The following is a 17,687-nucleotide window of genomic DNA, read 5'->3' on the forward strand; positions in this document are numbered from 1 at the left end:
TGGTAACTGCTCAGTCCGCCTTCGCCTGCCAGTCGCGCACCCGGTCGGCACCCACGCCGTCGACCCGGGCGGCGATCTCGTCGGGGTCGGCCTGCTTCAACGACTCGACGTCGGTGATCTCGGCCATCTTCAGCTTCTCGGCGGTCTTCTCGCCGATCCCCTCGATGGTCTCCAGTTCGGAGCCGTTCTGTCGCGCCTGGTACTCCCGGTAGTTGCAGATCGGACAGCCGAGTTCCCACGGCTCACGGTCGCTGTCGGGGTACCGGATGGTGAGTTCGGGCAACGCGTGCTCCTCGCAACGGTCGTCCGTCACCTCGACGTCGCCGCGGCGGGGCAGCGGCAGCGAGTAGTCGCAGTCGGGATAGCGCGTACACCCGACGAGCCGCGACCCCGACCGGAGGCGTTTGATCGCCAACTCGCCGTCGTGCTCCTCGCCGCACTGCGGGCAGACCCCGATGACGAGGTCTTCTTCCTCGTCGGCCGCGTCGGCCTTGCACTGTGGACAGCCGTGGACGAACGTCTTCCGCCCGGCGAGCATCTTCACCTCGTGGAGGCCGTGCTCCGCACACTCCGCTTCGAGGATGAGCGGCCGCCCCGTCGAGGGGAGCGGGAGCGTGTACGTGCAGTCGGGGTAGCCGTTACAGCCGACGAAGTACGAGCCGTGGCGGGACTTTCGGACGAGGAGGTCGTCGCCACACTCCGGGCAGGGCCCGAGCGTCTTGTCCGCCTTCATCGACTTCTGGAGGTGGTCCCCCAGCGCCTCGCGGTTCTCCATCAGCCCCTCGAACACGTGCCGGAGGTACTCGCGAGACTCGGCGGTGACGTCGTCGAGCGTCGCCTCGCCCCGGGCGATCGCACGCATGTCCGCTTCGAGTTGGGCGGTCATCTCCTCGCTCACGATCAGGTCGGCGAACTCCTCGGACGCCTCGACGACCGCCCGCGCCAGCCGCGTGGGCCGCGGCGGGTCGCCCTCGATGTAACCGCGGTCGTACAGCTTCTGGATGACGTCGTGTCTGGTGGCTTTGGTCCCGATCCCCATCGACTCCATCGTCTCGATGAGCCGCGACTGGCCGTATCGCCGTGGGGGCTGGGTCTGTTTCGCCGCCAGTTCGAGGTCCGAGACGGCGAGCTCCTGGCCCACCTCGACGTTCGGCACGATGTTCTCCGAGGAGTTGTAGTACGGATAGACGGCGTGGTAGCCCGGTTCGACGAGCCGTTTGCCGTTGGCCTTCAGCGACTCACCGCCGGCTTCGGTGACGACGCGGAGGTGCTCCCACTCCGCCGGCGGCGCGACCGTCGCGAAGAAGCGTCGGACGACCAGTTCGTACACCTCCCACTCGTCGTCGGAGAGGTCGCTCACGGAGGGGAGCTCTCCCGTGGGGTGGATCGGGGGGTGATCCGTCGTCTCCTCGTCGCCGGCGGTCGGCTCGATCTCCGACTGTTCGAGCAGCGAGTCGGCGTCGTCGGCGAACGTCGAGGCCGAGAACGCCTCCAGCAGCTCCCGCGGATCGAGGTCTTCGGGGTAGACCGTGTTGTCCGTCCGCGGGTAGGTGACGTACCCGGCAGTATAGAGGTCCTCTGCGATGCTCATCGCGCGCTGGGCGGAGTAGCCGACGCTTCCCGCGGCGCGGATGAACTGCGTCGTGTTGAACGGTGCCGGCGGCGTGTCCGTGCGCGTGCGCCGGCTGACGTCCTCGACGACGGCCACCTGCGAGGACGCCAGCGCCATGTGCGCCGTCTCCGCGGCGGTCTGGTCCCAGACGCGTTCGGCCTCGGTGCCGTCGTCGTCGATGTAGAAGTACTGCGCCTCGAAGGTCTCCGCGTCGCCGTTGCCCGCGGTCGTGAGGTCGGCGTACAGCTCCCAGTAGTCCTCTGGGTCGAACGCGTCGATCTCGCGCTCGCGGTCGACGATCAGTTTCAGCGTCGGTCCCTGCACCCGGCCGACGGAGATGAAGTCCTCCCCCAGCTGCCTGGCCGACAGCGAGAGAAACCGCGTCAGCGCCGCGCCCCACACGAGGTCGACGATCTGCCGCGCCTCGCCCGCCGCCGCGAGGTCGAAGTCGAGGTCGTCCGGGTTCGCGAACGCCTCCGTGACCTCCCGGTCCGTGATCGAGGAGAAGCGAACGCGGTTGACCGGGACCGACTCGTTCACCTCGCGGACGAGTTCGTACGCCTCTTTCCCGATGAGCTCCCCCTCGCGGTCGTAGTCGGTCGCGATCACGACCGTGCCAGCCTTGCGTGCCAGCCGTCGGAGCGCCCGAACGATGTTCTCTTGCGTGGGGCGCTTTTCCACCTCGGCGTCGATCAGTTCGACGGGCTCGACGTCCCGCCAGTCCTCGTACTCGGGGGGGAAGTCGACGCCGACGACGTGCCCCGACAGCCCGACGACGCGCGTCCCACCCCAGGTGTAGACGTTGACGCCGTTCATCCGCTCGGTCTCGGCGGTCTCACCGCTGAGAATGTCCGCGATCCGACGGGCGGCGTTGTCTTTCTCCGTGATGATCAGTTCCGGGCCGCTGCTCATTGTCTGGCGGTATGCGAAGCGGCGGGGTAAAGGTTTCGTGGCATCGAACCGCAAGACAGCACGGGGACAAAGCGCGCGCGTGAACGACGATGGCGGGGAGAAAAACGCCATCGTCGGCCACGCGGACGACCGCCGTTCAGGCCGCGACGACAGTCACGGCGAGCGTGTGTGCGTTCTTTGTGAGCTCGTCGCATGCCTCTACCATGCAGTCCGAAACCGAACTGCGTGCGGTCTGGGAGGCGTACTGGGACGCCCACTACGAGGACGGCCGACAGGCCCGCCGGGTTCGGGCGGTCGCGACAGACTACCCGGTGAAGCGCGGCGTCGTGGTGTCGTACCCGGAGCTGCTCGACGCCGGGGTGAGCGAGCGCGAACTCCGCACACGGCCCGACCGGACCCTCGGGATGGGAGTCGAGACGTTCGGGTCGTTCGTCCGGGACCTCGATCTCGACGACGTGTGGCGGCGCTCCTTCGACGTGATGATCCTCCACGTCGACGACCTCCCCGGCGGGTTCAAGATGTTCGATACGAACCTGATGGCGCACCTGAACGAACTCGTCCAGGCCGAGGTGACGTTCGACGGGGCGACGGAGCGCATCTCCGATCTGATGGAGGCGGCGTTCGTCTGCACGACCGGGCACGTCACGCGTGTCCACCAGCCCGGCCGTCGCCGACGCGATATCGATCACTGTCCCGACTGTGGTGACCCGGTGTTTCTGGAAGAACGCGAGAGCCTCTTCGCGGAGATCCAGCGCGCTCCCGTCAGTGGCCCCGGATTCGACCGTATCACGGCGATCCTCGGCGGGCGTCGGTGGAAGGGACTCTCCATCACCGAGGGCGACACGGCGGTCGTCAACGGGATTCCACGCGCGGACTTCCGCGAGGACTCGACCCACGGCTCGGCGTACTTCGACGTCCTCCACGTCGAAGTCGAGGAGGACCTCCCGTTCTGAGCGGTGCCCGACGACCGCGGTGGGATCACGGGCTCGCGCCCGTCTCGGGAGCCGTCGAAACGTACTTGTCATTAGGACAATAATAGATCGTATGGCACACGCGATCGAGCGGCCAGAACAGTACGTCTGTCTGAACTGTCAGGTGATCTACGCCGCGTCGGTGACCGGAGAGGAGGAGAAACACCACTTCCACCCACCGAGCGGCTGTGCCGTCTGTGGCGATCCCGAGTTCGTCCAGATAGAGAGCTACATCCCACGGGCGCTCAACCGGGGCGAATCCGAGTAACGCGCGGGACGACGAACCGACGGGGTTCAGCCGCGACGCCGAAGCACGAGCACGGCCCCCGAGAGTGCGACGAGCGCGGCGACCGCGCCGAAGCCCGGTCCCTCGGTCGACGTCGTTGCGGGTCCGGCCTCGTCGTCGACGCTGAGACCGGGCTCGCTCGTCTCGGGTGTCGCGGTGCTGTCAGTGGGCGCCTCGGTCGCCGCGGCCGACTCCTCGCCGGCGGCGGCGTCCGACCCGTCGGAGCTGCCCCGTTCAGTCTCGCCGTCCGTCGAGTCGGCGGGCGAACCGCGACTGCCGATGACGAACGTCGACAGCCCGGGCGAAACCGCCTCGAACCGCACCGTCTCGCCGTCGGTGCCGACAACGCGCGTCTCCAGGGCCGTCCACTCGCCGTCGTGGTAGCGGGAGAGGACGACGTCCTCCGGAGCGAGGCGCCGATCGGACAGACGGGCGGCGCTAACGGCGAAGCCGAACGTCACTTCCGAGACGTCCGACTCCGCGAAGTCGTCGCCCGTCTCGACGGTGACGTAGCCGACGGCGCGGTCGACCGCTGGCGTGCCGTCGGCGGGCGGATCGACCGAACTCGACACCTCCGCGCTGAACGTCGTGTCACGCGCGAACGTCGTCGACATCCACTCGACCGACAGCCTGTCGTCCGCCAGGCGCGCGGAGACGTCCGCGGGTGGGAGCGAGACGTCGACCCGGTCGGTCGCGCTCGCGCCGGTGACCGTGACGGCGACGCCGCCGTCCGTTCGCTCGACGGTCGCCGCCGCGTCACCGGCGGTCACCACCGTGGGCGTCGTGTCGTCCGTCGACGGCGTGGATGCCGGCGTCGTCGGCGCAGGTGCGAGTGCGGCGCCACCACCGGCGCCACCGCCACCACCGCCGCCACCGCCGCCACCGCCACCACCGCCACCACCGCCACCACCGCCGCCCGACGAGACAGCGGCGGCCTCGACCGTGACGACGACGGTGTCGGTCGCCGTGTTGCCCGCGGCGTCCGTCACGGTCAACGTGACGGTGTAGTCGCCGGCCGCGGTGTAGGTGTGGCTCGGTGCGCTCCCCGAGCCGGCGGTGCCGTCACCGAACGCCCAGGCGTAGCTCGCCAGGCTGTTCGCGTCGCTCGACGCCGACGCGTCGAACGCGACCGCCGCGTCCACGTCGACCGTCCGATCCGCGCCGGCGTCGGCGGTCGGGGCGGTCGTGTCGAGCGTCACCGGCCCCGTGGTCGCGGTGTTCGTGTTGCTCGCCGAGTCGGTCGCGGTGACCGTCAGCGTGTGGTCGCCGTCAGCGCCCGCGGTCGCGTCGTCGACGGTGATCGTCGCGTCGTACGTCCCGTCGCTGTCGCCGTCCGAGAGCGTGGCCGTCCCGCCGCCGAACGCGCTGGCGTCGACGGTCACCGACCCGAGATTCGGGTCGCTGACGTCGGCCGCGACCCGTATGGAGTCACCGTCGGCGACGAAGCCGTTCCCGTCCGCGTCGGCGAGGACCGCGTTCGTGATCGACGGCGGGGTCGAGTCGGACGGAGAGCCCGAGACGTCCACGTTGCCCGACGAGTAGTGGATCGGCACGTCGAGTTCGATCCCCGTACTGAGTTCGGTCCTCGTCGGCGAGGCCTCGCTCCCGATAGCGGTGACCTGCAGTTGCGAGGAGTCGGTGACGCCCCACGAACTCAGGAGGGCGTTCGGCAGGAACGTCTCGTAGAAGCCCGTGTTGAGCGTCCCCTGCGTGGTGTTGTGTGGCCCCGCGACGAACAGCCGCAGCGTCGGGTCGCCCGACCCCGTCGTGGTCGCCGTCGGCGTGCCGAGTTCCTGTGCGTCCGTCAGGATCATCGTCCCGTTGTAGTCGTTCGGCGTTCCCACGTGCGTCATCTCGTCGACCGCGAGGTCGACGCTCGACGTGTAGGCCTCGTCGGCGGTGTCCGCCGAGCCGGTCGGCCACGGGCCACCACCGCCGGAGAGCCGTGAGGAGATGAGCTGCATCGAGGCGGGCTCGATATCGACGGTGAGGTTCCGCGTGCCGTCGCCGTTGTCGGTGACCGTGTAGCTCCCGTTGCGGCCCGTGCCGAGGAGGAGCCGCGGCGCGTAGCCGTCGACGGTCACGTTGATCCGCACTCGCGTGTCGCTCGCGAAGCCAATGTCGGAGAGTTCGGTCCGGTTCTGGACCGACTCACCCGAGTCGGCGGCGTCGCGGAGTTGTACCTGGAGCAGGCCGCCAGCGCCCTGCGACAGGTAGACGTTCTGCGTGAGGTTCGCCATCTCCGGTGCGGTGCCGCCGACGTGTTCGACGTGGTAGCTCTCGACGACGCGCCGGACGGTGACGGTCTCGCCCGAGGCCCCGTCGTTGCCGGCCGCGTCGGCGGCCTTCGTGAGCGTCACCGTGTACTCGCCGGTGTCGGGGAGCGTGAACTCGTGGAAGTAACTGTACCCCCCGCCGAAGCTGAAGCCGGGCAACTCGGACTCCGTGAGCGTCGTGACCGTCGTTCCGGAGCTGTCGTTCACCTCGACCTCGACGTCGGTGGCTTCCTCGTCGGTGTCGAACAGCACCTGGACGGCGAGCGGCTGCGTCTGGTTCATCTGGACGCCGAAGTTCGAGACGGTCGGCGGGGTAGTGTCACCGCCGCCCCCGGAGGTGTTGACCACGAGGCTCGCCGTCGCCGTGTCGGTGTTCGACGACGTGTCCGTCGCGGTGAACGTGATCGACTGCGTGCCGTCCGACGCCAGCGTCCCCCCGCTCCCGACGGTGAACGTCCCGTTGTAGACGTCGTCCCCGTCATCGTCCGCGAGCGTGACGGTCCCCGCGCCGAACGCCGTCGCGTCGGCGTCGACCGCACTGACGTCGACGTCGTCGGTCGCGGTGACGTTGAGCTTCACGCTGTCGCCGCCGGCGACCTCCCCGTCACCGTCGGTGAGGTCGAACGCGCCCGGACCCGAGAGCGTGGGTGCCGTCACGTCGGCACCCGAGGTGTTGATCACCAGGCTCGCAGTCGTCGTGTTCCGGTTGTCCGCCGAGTCGTTGGCGACGAACGTGATCGACTGCGTGCCGTCCGACGCCAGCGCCCCCTCGCTCCCGACGGTGAACGTCCCGTTGTAGACGGTGTCGGCGTCTTCGTCCTGGAGCACCACGGTTCCCGCGCCGAACGCGGCTGCGTCCGCCTCGACCGTGTGGACACCCGTATCGTCGGTGACCGTGACGTTGAGCTTCACGCTGTCGCCGCCGGCGACCTCCCCATCACCGTCGGTGAGGTCGAACGCGCCCGCGCCCGAGACCGACGGCGCGGTGGCGTCGCCGCTGTCGTCGGGAGCGAGCACCGCGTCGACCGCCGCGGTCGCGTTGATCAGGCCGTAGCCGGTCCGGTTGTTCGGTTCGTCCCCCTGAACGGGGTCCGCTGTCGCCGTGAGGTTCGTCGTCACCTCGGGCGGCGTGAGCGTGCCGTCGGCTTCGAGCAGAAGCGCCGCGACGCCGCCCGCGTGAGGGGCGGCCGCGGAGGTGCCTGTGAAGCCGGCCGACTCGCCGCCTGCCGCGCCGTAGACGGTCGACGACGTGCCGTCGGGGGCGACGAACTCGGGCTTTCGGACGCTGCTGTCGGTCGGCCCCCGCGAGGAGTACGCCCGCAGGCTTGCGTCGTCCCAGTACACCGCGCCGACCGTGTCGACTTTCTCCTCGGTCGCCGGCCGGGTCAGACTCCCCGGGGGCGTCTGGTGCCCGTCGACGACGGTCGCGCCGGTGACGAAGACGTCGAACGACGCGTCGCCCGCGGCCGACGTCCGGTTGATGACCAGGTGGAGTTCGGTGTCCAGCTCGGCACCGGTCACCGTGATCTGCTCGACGGGGTAGTCGCCCGCCTCGCCGTCCTGTCGCGTGACGGAGGTCTCGACGGGGGTGCCGGTGTCGTCGACGACGGCCACGTCGTAGTCCTGATCGGAGCCGCCGGTGCCGCCCGCGCCCCAGTCGTCCCAGTTGACGGTGAACGCGACGGTCGACTGGGAGGGGCTGACGCTCAGGTTCGAGTCCGTCGCCGAGAAGTTGTGGTAGCCGTCGCCGTCGGGGTCGGTCCACTCCCCCCCGTAGTGGGTCTGTCCCGAGTTGCCGGCGGAGACGAACCAGTTCTGTCCGTCGTCGACCGACTGGCCGATCCAGTCGTCGAACGTCGAACTCCCGTCGAAGGGGCCGACGTCGACGCCGAGCGACATCACGACCACGTCGATCTCGTCGGTGGCGTTGACGTGGGCGGCGGCGGCTTCGATCTCGGTCGTCGTGACCGCCTGGTACAGGTGCAGGTTCGCCTCCGGTGCGACCTCCGCGACGATCTCGGCGACGGCCGTCCCGTGGGCGCTCGGGTCCTCCGCGAACGACGCTCCCGTGAAGTTTCGCGTCTCGACGACCTGGTCCGCGATCTCGGGGTTCGACGCGTTGAACGAGTGGTCGACGACCGCGACGTCGATCCCCGACCCGTTGATCCCCTGTTCGTGGAGCGCCGAGACGTCCATCGTCTCGATCCCTTCCGTGAGGACGTGTCCGGACGTGCGCGTCCGGATCGGCGTCCGGATGACGGTCACGCCGGGGGCGTCGGAGAGCGCGTACAGCGCGCCGGTCGGGATCCGCGCGAGCACGACGTCGCCCACGCGGGTCTGGACGCTTCCGCCCTGGGCCGCGACGGCGTTCATCACGCCCGCCGTCCGACCGGGGACGGTTTCGATACGGACCGTGACGAACGGGCCGTCGCCGCCCGCCGACTGTGCCTGGGTCGAGAAACCGTCACCGGTGCCGCCGCCGGCGCGCTCGGTCAGCCGGATCACGGACGAAGTGAGCTTCGGGTGGGGTTTCTCCACCCCGGCCAGCGGATCGGGCGTTTCGCGTTTCCCCTCGCGGGCCTCCGTCACGGGCGACGTCGGCGTGGGCGTCTCGGGGGCCGTGGGTGTCGGGGTCGCCATCGACGTGGGCGTCTCGGTCGGAGTGGGTGTTAGGGTTTCCGTGGCCGTCTCCGTCGCTGTCGGCGTCTCGGTCGGTGTCGACGTCGGCGTCTCGGTCGGCGTCGAGGTTTCAGTGGACGTGGCTGTCGGTGGACCGGTCGGCGTCACCGTTCCGCCGCCGTCGGTCTGAGCGACGGGAGCGGGCGTGTCGGTGATCAGCGCTCCGACCGCACCCCCCGGGATGGTGGCCGTGACGGTGAGCAGTCCAACGAGTACGACGAGCGTGTTCCGGGCGATCATATCAATCAGTGGTCGACTGGGGGGCGGTCGAGCGCGGGGGTCTGACGACGCGGACGTCCTCGTCGGTCGCGAGCCGCGGAACGTCGGCGGGATCGACGTACGCTTCGACCGAGGTCGCGCCGCGGGCGACGATGTCGAGCGGAACGTCGGTCGGGAGCTCCCCGTCGGGGACGAGTTCGACGACGACGAGGACGCGACCGTCGCGGTAGTCGAGGTCGTTGGCGGCGGCGTACGCCGCCCGGTCCTCGGCGCGAACCAGTCCGACGAGCACGTCGGCGACTTTCGGACTGTCGACCGGTGGCGTCGGTGTCGACAGGGGTGTCGCCGTCGGAGTGTCCGTCGAGACCGTCGACGAGTCAGTCGTCCCGTCGTCGCTTCCGGCCTCGCTCCGTGGCTGCCCGAGACAGCCGGCACCGACGAGCGCGGCGACCGCGGCACACGTCGCTCGGCGCGTCCAGCCAGTTCTTTTGTCCGGGTCGTCTTTCATGAGCTCTCACTGGATCGACCGTGTCGCCGACGCCTGACGCGGGTGTAACACGGCCGTTGTGCGTCACGCGTCAGGTTTGGTCTTAATACCTCCCCCGTGGCTATCGGGCGCGAGACTCCAGCCCGCTGACTGGCACCTATCTGGTAACGGTCGGTCGAGAACAGCGGTCGCCCGTGAGACGGCCGTGACGAGTCGATCGACCGCCCGAGGGGCTACCCGTCCAGTCGCTCGCGCAGCAGTTGGTTCACGGTGCCGGGGTCGGCGCTCCCACGTGACTTCTGCATGACCTGGCCGACGAGGAAGTTGAGCGCACCGTCCTCGCCGCGTTCGTAGTCCGCGACCGCGTCGGGATGTTCCTCGATGGCCGCCGCGACGAACGTCGCCACCTCGTCGTCGGCGGTTTTGCCAAGGTCCTCGGCCTCGACGACCTCGTCGGGCGTCTCCCCCTCGTCGAGCATCGTCCGCAGGACCGTCTCGCGGGCGTTCTTCGCCGTGATCTCGTCGCGTGCGACGAGTTCGACGAGCCGTTCGATCTCGTCGAACCGGTCCGCGACGTCGGTGAGCCGCATGTCGCGGTAGTTCAACTCCCCGAGCAGGGTGTCGGCGACCCACGTCGCCACGAGGTCGGGGTCGAACGCGTGGGCGAGATCCTCGTAGAAGTCGGCGACCTGCTTGGTCGAGGTCAGTTTCGACGCCGACTCCGCGTCGAGACCGTACTCGGACTGGAAGCGGTCGCGGCGGGCGTCGGGGAGTTCCGGGATCGAGATCTCCTCGCGCCACCCCGCCACGCGCAGCGCGGGCAGGTCGGCCTCGCGGAAGTAGCGGTAGTCCTTCTCCTCTTCCTTCGAGCGCATCGACACCGTGATACCCCGTGATTCGTCCCAGTGGCGCGTCTCCTGTTCGACGCTTCGGCCGCGTTCGATGGCGTTCTTCTGCCTGGTGACCTCGTACGCGAGCGCCTTCTCCGCGCCCTTGTGTGAGGAGATGTTCTTCACCTCGGTCCGGTTGGCGGCTTCGAGGGTCTCCGTCGGGATCGACCCGTCGTCGGCCACGTCGTCGGCGGGAACCATCGAGATGTTCGCGTCCACCCGCAGGGAGCCGTCGCGACTCGCGTCGAACACGCCCAGGTATTCGAGCACCTCCTCCAGTTTGGCGAGGAACGCCCGGGTCTCCTGCGGGGAGCGGAAGTCGGGTCTAGTGACGATCTCCATCAGCGGCGTTCCGGCCCTGTTGTAGTCGATGAGGGTGTAGTCCGCGCGGTCGACGCTCACGGTCCGGGTCTCGACCGGCCGGGTTCCGTCCCGCACGTGGCGGAGGCTCCCGGGGTCCTCTTCGAGGTGAGCGCGCTCAACGCCGATCTGCCTGCTGTCGCCCTCGACGGTGACTTCGAGGTGGCCGTCGGCGCAGATCGGCGCGTCGTACTGCGTGATCTGGAAGTTCTTCGGCAGGTCGGGGTAGTAGTAGTTCTTCCGGTGGAACGTGGTTTCGGCGACGACCTCGGCCGAGAGCGCCTTCCCGACCTTTACTGCCGATTCGACGGCGGCCTCGTTCAACACCGGGAGCGCCCCGGGCAGGCCGAGACAGACCGGGCAGGTCCGCGTGTTCGGCTCCTCTCCTTCGACAGAGTCGGTCGAACAGCCGCAGAAAATCTTCGTGTCGGTCTCGAGCTGGACGTGGACTTCGAGCCCGATGACGACGGCGAGTTCGCGCTGTTCGAGCGCCTGGGCAGTCATTACGCGCGGTTCGATGCGGGCGGGCTAAAGGCTAACGGGACGACAGGGTGCGCGGCGGTCCTCCCCGCGCTCGGTGACGGGCGTCGCAGCCGACCGAACCCCGTCGACCGACGGCCCGGTCGGTATCAGTTTCGAGAGCGAGCCCCTCTCGCCGGGGGGTTGTCATCCGCCTGTCTGACGCAGTTTTATGCGAACGCCACGAGGCCTAGGTGACATGAGCAATCGGGTGGACGAACTCGAAACGAAAGTGTCGGAACTCCAGGCGGCAGTCAACGGTCTCACCGAAGAACTCGTCGAGACCAAAGAGCGCGTTCGCCAACTCGAAAACACCGTGGAGGTCGACGACCCGGCGGTTCGGGCGAAGGCGACGAGGAAGTCGGAGCCTGAACCCGAACCCGAACCGGAGTCCGAGTCCACGGCGGCCACGGAGTCGGGGGCGGAGGCGACTGCCGACCCCGACGGGGAGGCCGCCGACGAGTCGGAACAGCGGTTCGTCGACGCCGAGGAACACGAGCAGGAACTGCAGGCCGAGGCGCGGGAGAAGCTGGACGAAGAGGCTAAGTCCACGGACGAAAAGGAGGAGGAAACGGAGTCCGAGCCCGACGGCAACGATATCATCGTCGCGTAAGCTCGCGACTCCACTCGCGAGCACCCCATGCATATCAAAGAGCTCGTCTTAGACGATTTCAAGAGTTTCGGCCGCAAGACCCGAATCCCCTTCTACGAGGATTTCACCGTCGTGACGGGCCCGAACGGCTCGGGCAAGTCCAACATCATCGACGGCGTCCTGTTCGCACTCGGCCTCGCCCGGACCCGCGGGATCCGCGCCGAGAAGCTCACGGACCTCATCTACAACCCCGGCCACGACGGCGACGGCGAGGTCGCCGGCCCGATGGAGGCGTCCGTCCAGGTGATCCTCGACAACGCCGACGCGACCCTCTCGCGGTCACAGGTCGTCTCGGCCGCGGGGACCGACGATGTCGGCGACGTCGACGAGATCACCGTCAAGCGCCGCGTCAAGCGGACCGAGGAGAACTACTACTCGTACTACTACCTCAACGGGCGCTCGGTGAACCTCTCCGACATTCGGGACCTGCTCGCGCAGGCGGGTATCACGCCCGAGGGGTACAACGTGGTCATGCAGGGCGACGTCACCGAGATCATCAACACGACGCCGTATCGGAGAAGAGAGATCGTCGACGAGATCGCCGGCGTCGCCGAGTTCGACGCGAAGAAGCAAGACGCCTTCGAGGAGCTCGAAGCGGTCAAAGAGCGGGTCGAAGAGGTCGATCTCCGCATCGAGGAGAAGGAAGACCGGCTGGACCAGTTGGCAGACGAACGCGAGACCGCCCTCCAGTACCAGGGACTCCGCGAGGAGAAAACCGAGTACGAGGGCTACCTCAAGGCGGCCGAACTCGAGGAGAAGCAGTCCGAACTCGCCGCCACGGAGAAACGGGTCGAAGCCGCCGAACAGGAGCTCGCGGACGTCCAGTCGGCGCTCGACGAACGCCAGGGGAAGGTCACGCGGTTGGAGGACGAACTCGACGAGCTGACCCGCGAGATCGAACGGAAGGGCGAGGACGAACAGCTCCGGATCAAAGCCGAGATGGAGGAGATCAAAGGCGAGGTCCGTTCGCTGGAGAACGACATCGAGGCCGCCGAGGAGCGCAAGGAGGCCGCAGAGACCGAACGCCGCAAGGCGTTCGTCGAACTCGACCGCAAGAACGAGCGCATCGACGAGCTGGACGCCGAGATCCGCGAGACGAAAGTCGAGAAAGCCTCGGTGAAGTCCGAGATCCAGTCGACGGAGGCCGATCTCGCCGAGATCGAAGCCGAGATCGAGAGCGTCGACACGGCGTTCGACGAACTCAAAGACGAGCTCGCGACGCGGAAAGAAGAGTTAGAGACGCTCAAGTCGGAGAAGAACGACCTCCAGCGCGAGAAGGACCGCCTGCTCGACGGGGCGCGTCGCCGGTCGAACGAGCTGTCGGAGGCCCGTGACGAGCTCGCGGCGGCGAAGGAGGCAATCCCCGAGAAGAAAAAGCGGCTCTCGGAGCTCCACTCCGAGCTTGACACGGCCGAGAAGAACGAGGCGAAGATCGACGGCATCGTCGACGACCTCCGCGCGAAGAAAGAGGAGCTGAAGGGGGAGCTCGCGGATGTCGAGGACGAACTCCGCGGGAAGCAAAACGAGTACGCCGAACTCGAAGCCCGCGCTGGGCGCGACGGCGACGACTCCTATCCGCGGGCGGTCACGACGATCCTCAACGCGGGGATCTCGGGCGTCCACGGCACCGTCGGGCAGCTCGGCGCGGTGTCCGGCGAGTACGCCACCGCCTGTGAGACCGCCGCGGGGGGCCGACTGGCACACGTCGTCGTCGACGACGACGGTGTCGGCTCGTCGTGTATCGACTACCTCAAATCGCGCAACGCCGGTCGGGCGACGTTCCTCCCGATCTCGAAGATGGACGACCGCGGGCTCCCCCGTGCGCCTTCCCGTCCGGGCGTCGTCGACTTCGCGCGGAACCTCGTCGACTTCGAGCCCAGATACGACCCCGTCTTCTCGTACGTCCTGGGGTCGACGCTGGTCGTCGAGGACATGGAGACGGCCCGGGACCTGATGGGCGACTACAGAATGGTCACCCTCGACGGCGACCTGGTCGAGAAGTCGGGTGCGATGACCGGCGGGTCGGGGTCGGGCACCCGCTACTCCTTCTCGAAGTCGGGCAAAGGGAAACTGGAGCGGCTGGCCGAGGAGATCTCGGAGTTGGAGGAGACCCGCCGGTCGTTCTCGGCGGAGATCGACGAGGTCGAGAGCCAACTGGACGACGCCCGCGGTCGCGCGTCGGACGCCAGAGAGAAGGTCCGCTCCGTCGAGGCCGACATCGAGCGCGCCGAGGAGGAACTGTCCGAGGCCGAGGCGCGCGTCGGGGAGCTCGAAGCGCGCATCGCCGAACTCGACGAAGAACGTGAGTCGGTCGACGCGGAGATGCGGGAACTCGACGCCGACATCGGGGAGAAAGACGACGCGATCGACGAGGTCGAAGCCTCGATCGCGGAACTCGAGACCGAACTCGCCGACTCGAAGGTGCCGGAGCTGTCGGCGAAGGCCGACGATCGTCGCGCCGAGATCGACGAGTACGAAAGTCGGATGGACGACCTCGACGCGCGGCTGAACGAACTCTCCCTGGAGAAAGAGTACGCCGAAGAGGCCATCGACGACCTCGAAGCGACGATCGAGTCGGCGCAGAACCGCAAGGCAGACGCGACGGAGACGATCGCGGCAACGGAGGAGGCGATCGCCGATCAGGAGGAACGCCTGGCGGAGAAACGCGAGGCCGTCGCGGATCTCGAAGACGAGCTCGCGGAGCTGAAAGACGACCGCCGGGAGCTCCAGTCCGAGCTGCAGGAGGCGCGTGCCGCCCGAGACGCACAGCGAGAACGGGTGAGCACGGTCGAGTCGAAACTGGAGTCGCTCGAGTCGTCGGCCGAACGGCTGTCGTGGGAGATCGACGAGCTCGAGGCCGAGGTCGGCGAGTACGACCCCGACGAGATCCCGGATCACGACACCGTCGAGTCCGAGATCCAACGGTTGCAAGCGGAGATGGCGGAACTCGAACCGGTGAACATGCTCGCCATCGACGAGTACGACCGCGTCTCCGAGGAGCTGTCGGAGATGCAGGAGAAACGCGACGTGCTCGTCGAGGAGCGCGACGGCATCAGGGAACGCATCGAGCGCTACGAGTCCCAGAAGAAGGAGACGTTCATGGAGGCGTTCGACGCGATCGACGAACAGTTTACCGACATCTTCGAGCGCCTCTCCGACGGGACGGGCGAACTCCACCTCGAAAACCCCGACGACCCCTTCGAGGCCGGGCTGACGATGAAGGCCCAGCCGGGCGACAAACCGGTTCAGCGGTTGGACGCGATGTCCGGCGGCGAGAAGTCGCTCACCGCGCTGGCGTTCATCTTCGCCATCCAGCGGTACAACCCCGCGCCGTTTTACGCGCTCGACGAGATCGACGCCTTCCTCGACGCCGCGAACGCCGAGCGCGTCGGCGAGATGGTCGACGACCTCGCGGGCGACGCGCAGTTCGTCGTCGTCTCGCACCGCTCGGCGCTCTTAGAGCGGTCCGAACGGGCTATCGGCGTCACGATGCAGGGCGACAACGTCTCCGCGGTCACGGGAATCAGGCTCGGCGACGCCGACGGCGAGGAGGTCCCCGCGGATGACTGACGACGACGGATCGGCGTCGAACGACGACGACTTTTACGCCGACGCCGACGACGCCGCGTTCTCGCTCGATCTGACCAGCCCGCGCGACGGCACGGGTGGCTCGGACGAGAAGGCGGAGCCACTGTCGAACGGCGAGTCGACGCCGACGGACGACGCCGCGCTCGTGACCGACGCGGCCGACGTCGACAGCGAGGGGGCCGACGACGAGGTCGAACCCGTCGAACTCCTGGTGCAACTCGCCGAAGACGGCGAGATCGAACCGTGGGACATCGACATCGTCGCCGTCACCGACGCCTTCCTCGAGCGTCTAGACGAGAGCGACCTCCGGACGTCGGGGCGGGCGCTGTTTTACGCGAGCGTGCTCCTCCGGATGAAGAGCGACGAGATCCTCGCGCCCGACGAGCCCGAACCAGAGGAGCCCTGGGAGGCCGCGAGGGACGACCAGGCCTTCGACCACGACCCGATCGACGCGCTCGAATCGGAGATGGACCGCCGGCTCGAGCGGAAACACGCCCGCGGGTCGCCGGAGACGCTCGACGAACTCGTCCGCGAACTCCGCGAGGCCGAACATGGCTCGTGGTGGAAGGAAGCACGCACGTACGACACGAGTGACTCCCCGCACGGCTACGGCCGGGGGACCCAGACGCTGGATTACCGCGCTGCGGACGACTTCCGCGACGAGGGCGAACCCGGCGAGGCGGACGTCACCGGAACGGCCCACACGGAGGACATCGAGTCGACCATCGCCGACGTCGAAACCGCCCTCAGGGGCCACTACGACAAGGGCCGCGAGGAGGTGCTGTTCGCGGAGATCAGCGGGTTGGGCGGTCGTCCCGTCCAGACGTTCCTCGCGCTCTTGTTCCTCGCCCACCGCGGGGTCGTCCACCTCCAGCAGGACGAACTGTTCGGTGACCTCTGGGTGCAGAACCCGGCGGCGTCGACCGTCGGCGACGAGGCCGTCGCCGACTGAGTCGGCGCGTCAGCGCCGTCCGTTCTCGCGGTAGTCGGCGATCGCTTCGAGCAACGGCACCACCTCGTCGAACGCGGGGCCCCGGACAACGAGGTGGTCGCGCCGGTCCCAGTCGATCAACCCCGCATCGGCCAGTTTCGGGAGGTGGATGTGGTGAAGCCGCGCGCGCTCGTGCGGGTCGTCGGGCGAGAGCGCGACTGGATCGCCGTCGGCGTCCAGGAGCGACCGAAGGAGCCGTCGCTTGCGTTCGTCGGCGAGCAGTCGGAGGTAGTCGTCGAGTTCGGACACGTCGATGGCTCCTCCGTAACTACTGAACGTTTCAATTACAAATAATTACTGGTAGAGAAAAATTACTCGCTGGATGAACAGTGTAGTCAGGTTTACTCACCGTTTGAACGACACGTCACGGACGACTCACCGAGCGAACAGTCAGAGGTAGTCGCCGACGAGCGGGTCGAGTCGCTCTCTGGTCGCGTCAGGGATGGCCTCCGTCGGGGTGTTCACGGTCCCGGCGAGGGCGGTGTGGCAGTCGCAGGTGTGGTCGGCGGGGAGCGTCTCGATGGCCCGCTCGACCGTCCGCTTGATCGCGTCCTCGTTCGCCGCCGCGTTCGCCAACACCTCTTCGAGCGTCACCTGTGACCCCTCCTTCCAGACGTCGTAGTCGGTGACGCCGGTGATCGTCGCGTACGCCAGTTCGGCCTCCCGGGCGAGTTTCGCCTCGGGAATCGTCGTCATCCCGACGACGTCCCACCCCTGTGTGCGGTAGAACTCGCTCTCGGCGATGGTCGAGAACTGCGGGCCTTCGATGCAGACGTACGTCCCGCCGTCGACGACGTCGGCGTCGACCGCGCGGGCCGCCTCGACTAGGTGTGCCGAGAGTTCGCGACAGTACGGCTCGGCGAAGGGCTGGTGGACGACGATGCCGTCGTCGTAGAACGTCAGCGGGCGGTGTTTCGTCCGGTCGTACGCCTGGTCGGGGACGACGAGCGTTCGCGGGGGCAGGTCCTCGCGCAGACTCCCGACCGCGTTCGACGCGATGACGTGCGTCACGCCGAGTTCCTTCAGCGCGTAGACGTTCGCCCGGTAGGGGAGATTCGTCGGGGAGTACTGGTGGTGCCGACCGTGCCGCGGGAGGAACGCGACCTCGCGGCCGGTGTCGGCGAACTCGCCGACGACGGGGGGCGCCGATGGATCGCCGAACGGCGTGGTCACGTCCGCCTCGCGGGTGTTCGCCAGAGGGAGCGCCTCGTAGATCCCGCTGCCACCGATGAAGCCGATCATACC

Annotated in this window: 12 protein-coding genes; 6 read left to right on the plus strand and 6 right to left on the minus strand. The window is 68.1% G+C overall.

Annotated elements, in window-relative coordinates:
- Positions 1-10: 10 nt before the first annotated feature.
- Positions 11-2,524 (minus strand): DNA topoisomerase I, encoded by a 2,514-nt coding sequence (locus tag NKJ07_RS10095; RefSeq protein ID WP_318566701.1) that lies wholly within the window; start codon positions 2,522-2,524, stop codon positions 11-13.
- 203 nt (positions 2,525-2,727) lie between these two features.
- Between NKJ07_RS10095 and NKJ07_RS10100 the strand changes: the two genes are divergently transcribed.
- Entirely contained in the window at positions 2,728-3,477 is a 750-nt protein-coding gene (locus NKJ07_RS10100; protein WP_318566702.1) for a minichromosome maintenance protein MCM, read from the plus strand.
- A gap of 91 nt (positions 3,478-3,568) precedes the next feature.
- Positions 3,569-3,763 (plus strand): hypothetical protein, encoded by a 195-nt coding sequence (locus NKJ07_RS10105; RefSeq protein ID WP_318566703.1) that lies wholly within the window; start codon positions 3,569-3,571, stop codon positions 3,761-3,763.
- A gap of 26 nt (positions 3,764-3,789) precedes the next feature.
- On the opposite strand, the gene NKJ07_RS10110 is transcribed toward NKJ07_RS10105, so the two are convergent.
- Positions 3,790-8,697, minus strand: a complete 4,908-nt coding sequence (locus tag NKJ07_RS10110; protein ID WP_318566704.1) for a PKD domain-containing protein — start codon at positions 8,695-8,697, stop codon at positions 3,790-3,792.
- Between the two features lie 4 nt (positions 8,698-8,701).
- Between NKJ07_RS10110 and NKJ07_RS10115 the strand changes: the two genes are divergently transcribed.
- Positions 8,702-8,866, plus strand: coding sequence for a hypothetical protein (locus NKJ07_RS10115; protein ID WP_318566705.1), 165 nt, complete (start codon positions 8,702-8,704; stop codon positions 8,864-8,866).
- 111 nt (positions 8,867-8,977) lie between these two features.
- Here the strand turns inward: NKJ07_RS10115 and NKJ07_RS10120 are convergent, their stop codons facing one another.
- Together NKJ07_RS10120 and gatB are read right to left on the minus strand one after the other, a co-directional pair.
- Positions 8,978-9,463 carry a hypothetical protein gene (locus NKJ07_RS10120; RefSeq protein WP_318566706.1) on the minus strand — a complete coding sequence of 162 codons (486 nt, stop codon included), beginning with the start codon at positions 9,461-9,463 and terminating at the stop codon, positions 8,978-8,980.
- A 212-nt stretch (positions 9,464-9,675) separates the two neighbouring features.
- On the minus strand, positions 9,676-11,196 hold the full coding sequence (gatB, locus tag NKJ07_RS10125) for an Asp-tRNA(Asn)/Glu-tRNA(Gln) amidotransferase subunit GatB (RefSeq protein ID WP_318566707.1): 1,521 nt from the start codon (positions 11,194-11,196) through the stop codon (positions 9,676-9,678).
- Between the two features lie 214 nt (positions 11,197-11,410).
- On the opposite strand from gatB, the gene NKJ07_RS10130 reads away from it, so the two are divergent.
- From NKJ07_RS10130 to NKJ07_RS10140, 3 genes are read left to right on the plus strand one after another with little or no spacing between them, the layout of a single operon-like run.
- A complete protein-coding gene (locus NKJ07_RS10130; RefSeq protein WP_318566708.1) occupies positions 11,411-11,824 on the plus strand; it encodes a DUF7518 family protein in 414 nt (137 codons plus the stop codon).
- A gap of 27 nt (positions 11,825-11,851) precedes the next feature.
- Positions 11,852-15,433, plus strand: coding sequence for a chromosome segregation protein SMC (gene smc, locus NKJ07_RS10135; RefSeq protein ID WP_318566709.1), 3,582 nt, complete (start codon positions 11,852-11,854; stop codon positions 15,431-15,433).
- Positions 15,426-16,403: a ScpA family protein gene (locus NKJ07_RS10140; protein ID WP_318566710.1), complete on the plus strand. Its 978-nt coding sequence runs from the start codon at positions 15,426-15,428 to the stop codon at positions 16,401-16,403. The genes smc and NKJ07_RS10140 overlap by 8 nt, the downstream gene beginning before the upstream one ends.
- A 9-nt stretch (positions 16,404-16,412) precedes the next feature.
- On the opposite strand, the gene NKJ07_RS10145 is transcribed toward NKJ07_RS10140, so the two are convergent.
- Positions 16,413-16,691: a DUF7344 domain-containing protein gene (locus NKJ07_RS10145; RefSeq protein WP_318566711.1), complete on the minus strand. Its 279-nt coding sequence runs from the start codon at positions 16,689-16,691 to the stop codon at positions 16,413-16,415.
- Positions 16,692-16,832: 141 nt separating this feature from the next.
- A complete protein-coding gene (gene mtnP / locus NKJ07_RS10150) occupies positions 16,833-17,684 on the minus strand; it encodes an S-methyl-5'-thioadenosine phosphorylase (RefSeq protein WP_318566712.1) in 852 nt (283 codons plus the stop codon).
- Positions 17,685-17,687 lie beyond the last annotated feature (3 nt).

This window comes from Salinigranum marinum, assembly GCF_024228675.1.
In the GTDB taxonomy this organism is placed as follows: Archaea; Halobacteriota; Halobacteria; order Halobacteriales; family Haloferacaceae; genus Salinigranum; species Salinigranum marinum.